Origin of the sequence: Natronococcus sp. (genome assembly GCF_047921035.1) — an archaeon.
Lineage (GTDB): Archaea > Halobacteriota > Halobacteria > Halobacteriales > Natrialbaceae > Natronococcus.
Genome location: NZ_JBLRWX010000114.1, coordinates 1 through 9,459, shown reverse-complemented (window position 1 = coordinate 9,459; position 9,459 = coordinate 1). Strand labels below are relative to the sequence as shown.

10 protein-coding genes and 1 pseudogene are annotated in these 9,459 nt (G+C 67.8%); 2 read left to right on the top strand and 9 right to left on the bottom strand.

Translation table 11 applies throughout. From position 1 onward, the window contains the following. A pseudogene (locus ACNA7R_RS17455) lies at positions 1-663 on the top strand (hypothetical protein); the annotation flags it as partial. A gap of 169 nt (positions 664-832) precedes the next feature. Further along, on the top strand, positions 833-1,648 hold the full coding sequence (locus ACNA7R_RS17450; protein ID WP_416284805.1) for a hypothetical protein: 816 nt from the start codon (positions 833-835) through the stop codon (positions 1,646-1,648). Between the two features lie 81 nt (positions 1,649-1,729). Here ACNA7R_RS17450 and ACNA7R_RS17445 read toward each other — a convergent pair whose 3' ends face one another. The 9 genes from ACNA7R_RS17445 to ACNA7R_RS17405 form a co-directional block, all read right to left on the bottom strand. Continuing rightward, a complete protein-coding gene (locus tag ACNA7R_RS17445) occupies positions 1,730-2,101 on the bottom strand; it encodes a DUF3209 family protein (RefSeq protein ID WP_416284804.1) in 372 nt (123 codons plus the stop codon). A 38-nt stretch (positions 2,102-2,139) separates the two neighbouring features. Further along, a complete protein-coding gene (locus ACNA7R_RS17440) occupies positions 2,140-3,366 on the bottom strand; it encodes a CbiX/SirB N-terminal domain-containing protein (protein ID WP_416284803.1) in 1,227 nt (408 codons plus the stop codon). A 58-nt stretch (positions 3,367-3,424) separates the two neighbouring features. Next, positions 3,425-4,165, bottom strand: coding sequence for a cobalamin biosynthesis protein (locus ACNA7R_RS17435; RefSeq protein WP_416284802.1), 741 nt, complete (start codon positions 4,163-4,165; stop codon positions 3,425-3,427). After that, the gene (locus ACNA7R_RS17430) at positions 4,162-4,428 is read right to left on the bottom strand and encodes a ferredoxin (protein ID WP_416284801.1); all 267 of its coding nucleotides are present in this window, start codon (positions 4,426-4,428) and stop codon (positions 4,162-4,164) included. The genes ACNA7R_RS17435 and ACNA7R_RS17430 overlap by 4 nt, the downstream gene beginning before the upstream one ends. A gap of 2 nt (positions 4,429-4,430) precedes the next feature. Continuing rightward, positions 4,431-5,462, bottom strand: coding sequence for a precorrin-3B C(17)-methyltransferase (cobJ, locus tag ACNA7R_RS17425; RefSeq protein WP_416284800.1), 1,032 nt, complete (start codon positions 5,460-5,462; stop codon positions 4,431-4,433). 8 nt (positions 5,463-5,470) lie between these two features. After that, positions 5,471-6,370, bottom strand: coding sequence for a precorrin-3B C(17)-methyltransferase (locus ACNA7R_RS17420; protein ID WP_416284799.1), 900 nt, complete (start codon positions 6,368-6,370; stop codon positions 5,471-5,473). Continuing rightward, the gene (gene cbiG, locus ACNA7R_RS17415) at positions 6,367-7,362 is read right to left on the bottom strand and encodes a cobalt-precorrin 5A hydrolase (protein WP_416284798.1); all 996 of its coding nucleotides are present in this window, start codon (positions 7,360-7,362) and stop codon (positions 6,367-6,369) included. The genes ACNA7R_RS17420 and cbiG overlap by 4 nt, the downstream gene beginning before the upstream one ends. A gap of 210 nt (positions 7,363-7,572) precedes the next feature. After that, positions 7,573-8,505: a cobalt-precorrin-4/precorrin-4 C(11)-methyltransferase gene (locus ACNA7R_RS17410; RefSeq protein ID WP_416284797.1), complete on the bottom strand. Its 933-nt coding sequence runs from the start codon at positions 8,503-8,505 to the stop codon at positions 7,573-7,575. Then, positions 8,505-9,443: a cobalt-factor II C(20)-methyltransferase gene (locus tag ACNA7R_RS17405; RefSeq protein WP_416284796.1), complete on the bottom strand. Its 939-nt coding sequence runs from the start codon at positions 9,441-9,443 to the stop codon at positions 8,505-8,507. Before ACNA7R_RS17405 ends, ACNA7R_RS17410 begins: the two co-directional genes overlap by 1 nt. Positions 9,444-9,459: the final 16 nt, after the last annotated feature.

Here is a 9,459-nt window from a genome sequence, read left to right as displayed (position 1 = left end):
GGACCGATCCGGGCGATCAGCGACGAGACGATGTACGTCGGCCACGACGGCGACCTCGTCGCACTCCGCGAACGGACCGATGACGACGCGGGCGACGCAGACGACGGCGGCGAGCGGGACGACGATGACGACGGCTCCGGCGAGCGACCGGATCGGGGAGGCGACGAACGCGGTGGCGGTGACGGCGACGAACCCGACGACGAGAGCGTGCCCGACGAAAGCGAAGATGGCGACGGAGACGACTCCCGGCTCGACGGCAGTGACGAGGAACGCGACGGTGGCGAACCCGCGGACGGCAACGAGACCGACGACGAAGGAACCGAAACCGAAGCGCCCGACCGCGACGAGGCCCGCGAAGAAGTCGACGGGGCCGAGACCGACGAGAACGGCAGCGATGGGTCCGGCGACGACGAAACGGAGAGCGACGGCACGGACGGGAGTCTCGAGTCCGACGGAGCCGAACCCGACGATGCGAACGACACGACGGAAATCGACGACCCGGCCGGCAGTACCGACGATCCCGGCTCCGATGATTCCGGCATCGCTGACGACGACGCCGAGGGAACGCCCGGATTCACGGCGGGTGCCGGGGTCGTCGGCGGCGCACTCGGACTCGAGTGGCTGCGACGTCGTGCGAGCGCCGACGGCGAACTCGAGGACTGACCGTCCGGGCTCGAGCGCCTCCGGGCTAGATCGTCGACGAACCGTCGAAGGGCACCCTCTCGAGTTCGCCACGTTCCGGACACCGGCCGTAAACGAGGCGGGCCGGGCCGAGCGCGACGGTTCGGATCGGTCCTGAAGACTTTTGTCGGTGTGCAGACAACGGCGCGTGATGAGCGAGTCGCCGCTCCGGCGAGGGTATCGGACGCTTCGACGCGACGGGCTACGATGGCTGTCGATCCGCGGGCTCGGCTACGCGGTGTTCGGCCGGGAAGCCTGTCCCGAGACGCTCCGCTGGCGGCTCGGTCACCGGTACTACAGGCGAGCGCTGACGTTCGACACCGACGAGTACGCCGCACCGCTCGATCCGTTCGAGATCGCGTACGTCGACCCGTCGCGAATCACGCACACGACGATGCGCGAGTACCCGCCCTGGGGGAGCAAGGAACGACTGTTCGGGTCCGTCCGAGACGGCGACTGGGACCGACCCGATCCGAACGCGAAACTCCCCTACGAGTTCTGCGAGCGGCCGATCTACCAGATCTTTCACGCTCGGTTCGAGGAGGGGAAGGCGTGGGAGGAGATCGACGGGATCCAGCGTCGCCTTCGATCCGTCGAGAACGGCAAGTCGACGTGGCGAAACTGCACGTCCCGCGAGGACGTGTTTCGACGGTGTGCGTACTGCGACGCGCTCTACGAGAGTCTCCGAACCGAGGGCTGTCGAACCCAGCGCGAACTCGGGCCGCGCGACCGAGAGCCCGGGTTCATGCCGGCGATGGGCGAGGAGATCCTCGTCGACGTCGGCCGAAACGGCGAGTTGCTTCACGTCGGCGGGATGCACCGTCTCGCCATCGCCAAACTCCTCGGGCTTTCCGAGATCCCCGTCGCGTTTCTCGTTCGACACGCGGAGTGGATGGAGTACCGCGACCGAGTCTACGAGCGCGGTCGCGCCTCCGATCACCCCGACCTCGAGTCGCTCGTCGAGTGAGACGCGGCGGGTCTCTAGAAGAGGACGCGAGCGACGGGACGACCGCCCAATCCCCGCGCCACGCCGCGTTCGAACCGAGACTCAGTCCTCGACGGGGAACGTTTCGTGGAGCAGATCGTGGGCGTCACCGAGGCCGTCGACGACGCTCTCTCCCTGGATCCGCAGTCGGTGGACGGCGCGCTCGGCGTCGCGAACGGCCAGCAGCCGACCCCGAGTGTAATCGTACTCCGGATCGTCGGCGTCCATCGACGCGACGGTTTCCTCGAGGTCGACGAGCGCGGCGTCGAGGTGGCGCTCGATCTCCGCGAGGCTCTCGGCCTCCGCGAGGCCCTCGATGGGTCCCTCGAGGTGGCCCTCGAGTTCTTTCTCCGCGTGGTCGCGGGCGTGTTCGTCCTCGACGCCGAGGACGGTCATCAGTCCGAGTCGAAGCGCTTCGATTTCGTAACAGCTCATGTGTGGATCGTAGTGATATCGTTCATTGTTGGCTCGCGTTACAGCGTCTGATCGACGAGATCGCTAACGAGACGGTCTCGCTCCAGATGTTCGGAAACGATTCGGTCGGCGTCCTCGGCCGCGACGTCGCCGTACCAGATCCCGTCGGGGTAGATCGCGACCATCGGCCCGTCGCCGCAGCGACCCAGACACGACGAGCGGGTGATGCGGACGTCGCAGCCCTCGGCGTCGCGAGCCTCCTGACGGATGCGCTCGAGCACCGCGGACGAACCCATATCGGCGCAGGTTCGGTTCGTACAGACCGCGACGTGTTTTTCCGGCGCGTCATGGCTGTGGGGCTCGTCGTCGACGTCCTCGCGGTCGGCGTGTGCCTCCCGGTGAGCCAGCGCGCGCAACATGGCTCGCGCGCCGCCGACGTCCTCCTCGTACCCCTCGAGATCGACCTTGTACTTGCACGTGTCACAGGACATGGCGACGCTGTCGGTCCGGGCTTCCTGCCAGCGGTCGGCGAGGACGTCGAGCAGCCGGGAGTCGGTGCCCAGCGGATCGCCCGCCAGCGCGTCGACGTAGGGATACTCGTCGTCGAAATCGCTCGCCCAGTCGCGAACCCGTTGGGTGAGAACGCCGTCACCGAGCATGTACGGCAGGACGACGACCGCGTCCGGACGGTGCTTTGAGAGTCCGTGTAGCGTGTCCTCGAGCGTGGGGTCGGTGACGCCGACGAACGTCGCTTCGGCACGGTCGAACGCCCGCCCCTCGTACAGCAGCCGGGCCAGCTTGTGGACGTCGCCGTTCGCGTCGGGATCGCTCGAGCCCCGTCCACAGAGGACGACGGCGACGTCGTCCGCCGTTCGGTCGACGCCCAGTTCGGCCTCGACCGCGCGAGCCCGGTCGTCCAGCAGGTCGAGTATCGCCGGATGGATGCCCAGATGTGCCCCGTTGTCGATCTCGAGGTCGTGTGCCGCCCGCGCTCGCTCGATCGCCAGCGGCACGTCGTTTTTGACGTGACTCGCCGCGAACAGCGAGCAGTGAACGACCGTCACCCGCGAGGTAAGCGTCGCGAGCTCCGCGAACGCCTCGTCGATCGACGGCGCCGCGAGTTCCAGGAACGCGACGTCGACCGGGATCCCCAGCCGCGACTCGAGGTCGGCGGCCAGCTCTCGCACCTGCTGGTTCGACTTCTCCCGGCGGGAGCCGTGACCGATCAGGAGAACCGCTTCATCGTCGAACGCCGCCGCGGGCGCGGTGTCGTCTGGCGTACTCATCTCGGTCTCGTGGGTGGTCTTTCGTCGGTGGTAGTCATGATCGGATTTCGATCGTCGGTTACGGCTCGTCGTACGCCTTGGCCTGCTCGAGGCTCCGCTCGAGTTTGCGGCGACGGCTGGGTGCGTACAGTCCGGTCTCCTCGCAGTCCTCGTAGAGCCACGTTCCGAACGCGGGCGCATCGTCGTCGTCGATCCCGAACCAGTAGCCCCCCGAGGAGGTCGCCGAGAGTTCGCCGACGGTGGCGTCGACCGGACAGTCCTCGATCAACGCTCGGATCAGCTCGAGCAGGTCGGCGTCGTCGTGGACGAACGAGATGCCGACGGTGCCGCTCGAGGACTTGAAACAGATCGTGCCACAGCCCTCGAGCAGGCCCCGGAGCAGCTCGCGGTCGTGGCTCGAGAAGGCGCCAAAGCGGTAGTTCCCGCGACCGTCGACGGGAAGGCCAAGCGCGCCGCTGCGTCCGAGCAGCCCCGTGTCGCCGTCGTCCGTGTCTTCATCGCCCTCGCTTCCGTCGCCGCCGATCGAGAGTGTGTACTCGTCCTCGGTCCGGGTGATCGACGCGTCGTGGGCGTACTCGCGGCTCGTCGTCTCGTGCTCGAGGTCGCCGCCCGCGACGGCCGCGAGGACACGTGCGGAGGTCTCGTCGTTGGTGACGACCTCGATGCCGCTATCCGAAACATCGCCGCTGCCGGCGACGTGGCCCCAGAAGTACGCGCTCGCGGGGTGGCCCGCCAGCGGGTCCGCGGGGATTTCGATCTCGAGGTCGTCGCCATCCTCGCGCGCACTAGTCTCGCTCATTCGCCGACCTCCTCGACGACGATGGCGTCGGTCGGACAGGCCGCCGCGGCCTGTCGGGCCTCGTCGATGCGGTCGTCGTCGAACGTCGCGACGACCCGCTGTTCGGTATCCGCAACCTCGCCCTCGCAGTCGTAGATCGGATCCGCGTCGGGATCGATCGTCGCGAGGCCGTCCTCCCCCTCGACGAAGCGAGGATCGCGCGTCAGGCAGGCGAAGATACCGTCGCAGGCGTCCTTCTCGATGGTGATCTCGTAGCGTGGCATGGTCAGTACTCGTACTTCGTCTCGTAGCCCCGCGGCGTCACCATCCGGTCGTCCCAGACGTAGGTGTCCTCGGTGCCGACGAGGATCGTGGTCGTCATGTCGATCACGTCGCTTTCGCCGAGTTCCTCGAGTTCGCCGAGTTCGGTGATCAGCACCTGCTCGTCCTCGCGGCCCGCGCCGTGGACGATTCCGACCGGCGTCTCGGGGTCCCGATGGGTGAGCAGTATCTCGCAGCACTTCCGGAAGTTCTCCCGGCGCTTGCGGCTCCAGGGGTTGTAGATCGTGATCGTAAAGTTCTCGCTCGCCACGGAGTGCAGTCGGGACTCGATCTCGGGCATCGGCACGAGGTGGTCCGACAGCGACACCGAGACGGTGTCGTTGACGAGGGGTGCGCCCAGACGAGCCGCGCAGGACTGGGCTGCCGGCACTCCCGGCACGACGTCGAACTCGACCATCGACGCCGTCGCGCCCTTGGACTCGAGGATCTCGAGTGCCAGCCCCGCGAGCGCGTAGACGTTCGGGTCGCCGCTGCCGACGATCGCCACGTCATTGCCCGCCAGCGTGCGGTCGATCGACTCCTCGGTTCGGGAGACCTCGCCGCACATCGGCGTGTCGTAGATCTCGTCGGCTTGCTCGGTGATCTCGTCGGGAATGAGTTCGATGTAGGTCGTGTACCCGACGATGTGGTCGGCCTCGAGCAGCGCCGTCTTGGCGCGTTCGGTCATCCCCTCGGCGTGGCCGGGACCCAGTCCGACGGCGGTTAGCTGGCCGGGATCGGCGTCGAAGTCCGCGACGGTGGCGCCGACCTCCTGTTCGTGGGAGTCGCTCTCGTCGTCGGAATTCGAGGCGCCGCACGTGCTCGAGGACGAAGAGCTACTCGAGGCACCGCACTTCGAACTCGAGTCATCGGCGGTGCTCGAGGAGCCGCCGCAGTTCGATCCCGAACTCGAGGCGTCGGTCTCGGTTTCGCTCGCGCCCGTCGACGCGCCGCATTCGGAAGTCGATTCGTCGTCAGTGTTGGTATCCGTGCTCATAGCTGTGATTAGAAATCCTCGACGTCGCGCCCGCCGCGGGGCGTGACGAGGTACGTTCGATCGTCGTTGCTCCAGGTCTCGGTCTCGTGGGTGCCGACGATCAGCGAGGTCCCCATCCCCGAGACCTTGTCGTCGTGGTCGGCGGCCTCGCCGAGGGTGGTGATGAACTCGCTCTCGCCGTTGCGACCGGCGTCGGCTCGGCCCGCGTCGTTGACGATCGCGACCCGGGCGTCGTCTGTCCGTTCCTCGCGAACGATCTCGACGGCCTTCTCGTAGTTGCGCCAGCAATTGTAGAGAACGATCACGAAATCCGAGATCGCCGCCGCGCGAAGCTTCTCCTCGATCTCGTCCCAGCCGCGCCACTTGTCGGACAGCGAGACGGTACAGAAGTCGTTACACAGCGGCGCACCGACGTTGGCCGCGCCGCCCAGCGCCGCCGTCATCCCCGGGACGATCTCGATCGGGACGTCAGTGGCGTCCTCTTCCTCGGCCATCTTGAAGATCAGGTCGGACTTGCCGTAGACGGAGGGATCCCCGCCCGAGACGTGGGCGACGTCTTTCCCCTCGCGGACGTAGTCGAACGCCGCGCGGGCGAGTTCGATCTGGCGGCCCATCGTCGAGCGGACGATCTCCTGTTCGAAACCGTCCTCGCGGGTGGCGATCCCCTCGTCGTCGGTTCGCTCCTCGCCCGGGATCGTCCCGTCGGCCCGCAGGAACTCCTGGTAGAGGCTCGAGGCGATGACGACGTCGGCGGTCTCGATGACCCGTTTCGCCTTCAGGGTCATGTGTTCGGGCAGTCCGGGGCCGATCCCGACGACCGAGAGGGTGCCGTGGTCGTCGGGGGTGCCGCCGTCTATCTCGGTCGCGACTGGGTCCGTAGCGTCGGAATCGGAGGCGTCCGAACTCATCGCCCGATCGCCACCGTGACCTCGTTTTCGTACCCTAGCTTCTCGAGCACCAGCTCCCGCTCGGCGCCGCCCGCGATCGCGCTGGCCTCCGAGACGCCGGGCCAGCCGATCAGCTCCTTGGACTTCGAGGGGGTCGGTCCCTCGTGGGCAAGCAGCGTCTCCTTGTCGAAGACCACGACCCCGAGGTCGAGTTCCTGCGCGGCCTCGAGCAGCCCCTCCTCCTCGGCCTTCCGGGTCGCGGTGGCGACGAACTCGACGTCCTCGAGGTCGTACTCGGTCCGCTCGAGGGCCTCCTCCCAGGCGGCGAGAAACGCGTCCTTGCTGGCGCCGGAGACGCTCCCGGTGCCGAGGACGACGCCCTCGTCCGTGTTGCGCTTGAGGACGGTGACGTCGTCGCCGACCAGCACGGCCCGCGGTCCCTCGAGCCGAGCGACGGGCCCGAGTTCGTCGTCGAGCACGGCGAGGTTCGTCTTGACTGTCGAGTCGCCGTTGACGACGTGGGCGTCCATCGCCTTGGCCTTCGACTCGACACCCTGCTTGCCCGCCGCCTCGCTGGCGGTGGTCATCGCCGGCACGGCGCCCATCGTCGCCAGGTCCTGAGCGACCTGGTTCGCGCCGTGGTGGCCGCCGGTGATCGGGATGGCCCAGGTCAGTTCCTCGTCGACGACACAGATCGCGGGATCCTCCCACTTGTCGTCGAGCAGGCCCGCGGTCTTGCGCATCGCGATCCCCGAGGCCATCAGGCCGACGAAGCAGTCGTACTCGCCCCAGTGGTCGGCGAAGACGTCGCCGTGGTACTCGAGGATCTCGATCGAGTCGTACCGATCCTCGAGTTCATCCCTGATCTCCTCGGCCGTCTCCATCTTGCGCTCGAAGGAGACGATCGCGATCTCCTCGGCGACTTCGCCGTCCGAATCGGGCGTCGAACAGTGGCCGCCGGAGTCCGTACTCGAGTCGTCCGTCCCGTCTGTGTTCTTGCTTCCTGAACTCATAGTGTAGCCTCCATCGTAGCAAATTTTCGCTGTCCACGCTCCATCGACCCGACCAGACCACCGCGCGGGTGGGACTGAAAGGGGCCAGCCCCGTCGGCGAAGGCGGCCGACGTAAGGACCGAAGGCCAACGGCCGAGGACCGCAGCGAGGCCCCCGAGTCGACGAGGCTGGGGGCTTTCACCGTGGTCGCGGTACCGCATCCGACTCTCCTCAGTCATCGCTCGCCTCCGGCTCGCTCGTGTTTTCGGTCGAGCTTCCCGAAGAACTCCGATTGGCCCAGTCGCCGTAGAGGTACGAGCGCTCGTAGCCCGCGCCGGTGACGGCGTCGCCGATGACGACCAGTGCCGAGGCCTGATAGCCCGCCTCTTCGACCTTATCGGCGATGTCGCCGATCGATCCGACGATCACGTCCTCGTCCGGCCAGGAGGCGTGGTAGATCACGCCGACCGGCGTCTCGGGATCGTGACCGTCCTCGAGCAGCCGATCCATCGTCTCCCGAACGGCGTGAGTCCCGAGATATATGCAGGTCGTCACGTCGCCCATCTCCACGAACTCGGAGATGTGGTCCTCCTCCTCGCTCAGGGTCTTCCCCTGGGGTCGAGTGAACGCGACGTGGTTCGCGACCTCGTTGAGCGTCAGCTGCGTCCGAAGCGTCGCGCTGGCCGCAAAGGCCGAGGTGACGCCCGGCACAAAGTAGGTCGGCACGCCCTCGTGCTCTAAGGCGTCCATCTGCTCGAGTGCGGCGCCGTAGATCGCCGGATCGCCGCTGTGCAGGCGAACCACGTTCCGGCCGTCCTCGTGGGCGTCCCGCATCAGCGGAATCAGTTCCTCGAGGTCCTTCCCCACGGAGTTGACGAGTTCAGCGTGGTTGCAGTAGGTCTCGAGCAGTTCGCTGTTGACCAGCGAGCCCGCGTGGACCACGAGGTCGCTCTCCTCGAGCAGCTCGCGCCCGGCGACCGTCAGCAGCCGCGGATCACCGGGACCGGCGCCGACGAAGGGGATCCCCGCCTGTTCGTCGCCCGCGCTGTGATCGAAGATTCGGTCGTCCAGTTCCTCCCGACGGCGGTCCCCCTGCGCGTCGATCGCGTTCTGGGGGTCACCGCCGTCTACGGCGTCGCCGTCCGTCTCGATCGTCTCACTCATCAGTACCAGTGCTCGCTACAGTCGCCGTGTTCACAGCCCTCGGCGCGCTCGAGGTCGACGAGCGCGCCGTCGGCGTCCGAATCCTCCGGCAGGGATCGAAACTCGACGCCTCGATCGCGGTCGGACGGCGGTTCGTCCCTCGGCGATCGCCCCGCGGCGGTCGGCTCGCTGCCGCCGTCCGCGATCGACTCGCCGCCCGACGACGCGCCGTCGGGATCGGCACCGTCGTCGCTCGAGGGATCGTCCGTCCCGTCGGTCCGGAACGCCGCCGTCGCCCGCTCGATCTCGAGGTCGGCCTTCTCGGCGTAGGCCAGCGTGTAGTAGTCCCGTTCGTCGATCTCGTCGGGGTCGTCGGTCACCACGGTCTCGCCCTGCTCCATGAACAGCCGGCGGCCGTAGGTCACCTCGTAGCCCGCCTCGACGAGCCCCGCGTGGGTCGCCGGTGCGTCGGTGACCTTGAACAGTACCATTCGATCGGGTCCCGTCGGGCTCGCCCCGCTGGCGGCCTCCCGGAGCGAGAGCCCCGCGCCGGCCTCGATCTCGACGCCCAGCGCGGTCGCGAAGGCGGTCACCGCGCTCACACCGGGGACGATCTCGAGGTCGACGTCGGGGTGGAAGGCGTCGATCGTCCGCCGCAGGTGGCCAAACGTCGAGTAGACGTTCGGATCGCCGAGCGTGACGAAGGCGACGTCGCCCTCCCGGGCGTTGGGCGCGATCTCCGCCGCGGCCTCCTTCCAGGCCGCCCGGAGCTTCTCCTCGTCTCTCGTCATCGGAAACTCGAGGTCGCCGATCCGCTCCTCGGGAACGTGCTCGAGCGCGACCGACCTGGACAGGCGGCCCGGCGAGTAGACCACGTCCGCGCTCTCGAGAATCCGCTTGCCGCGCACGGTCACGAGGTCGGCCTCGCCGGGGCCGAGCCCGACGCCGTAGAGGGTCATGTGTCGGCACCTCCGC

Coding starts and splice junctions, on each gene's coding strand:
- ACNA7R_RS17450 (WP_416284805.1), top strand. CDS start 833: ATGAGCGAGTCGCCGCTCCGGCGAGGGTATCGGACGCTTCGACGCGAC.
- ACNA7R_RS17445 (WP_416284804.1), bottom strand. CDS start 2,101: ATGAGCTGTTACGAAATCGAAGCGCTTCGACTCGGACTGATGACCGTC.
- ACNA7R_RS17440 (WP_416284803.1), bottom strand. CDS start 3,366: ATGAGTACGCCAGACGACACCGCGCCCGCGGCGGCGTTCGACGATGAA.
- ACNA7R_RS17435 (WP_416284802.1), bottom strand. CDS start 4,165: ATGAGCGAGACTAGTGCGCGCGAGGATGGCGACGACCTCGAGATCGAA.
- ACNA7R_RS17430 (WP_416284801.1), bottom strand. CDS start 4,428: ATGCCACGCTACGAGATCACCATCGAGAAGGACGCCTGCGACGGTATC.
- cobJ (WP_416284800.1), bottom strand. CDS start 5,462: ATGAGCACGGATACCAACACTGACGACGAATCGACTTCCGAATGCGGC.
- ACNA7R_RS17420 (WP_416284799.1), bottom strand. CDS start 6,370: ATGAGTTCGGACGCCTCCGATTCCGACGCTACGGACCCAGTCGCGACC.
- cbiG (WP_416284798.1), bottom strand. CDS start 7,362: ATGAGTTCAGGAAGCAAGAACACAGACGGGACGGACGACTCGAGTACG.
- ACNA7R_RS17410 (WP_416284797.1), bottom strand. CDS start 8,505: ATGAGTGAGACGATCGAGACGGACGGCGACGCCGTAGACGGCGGTGAC.
- ACNA7R_RS17405 (WP_416284796.1), bottom strand. CDS start 9,443: ATGACCCTCTACGGCGTCGGGCTCGGCCCCGGCGAGGCCGACCTCGTG.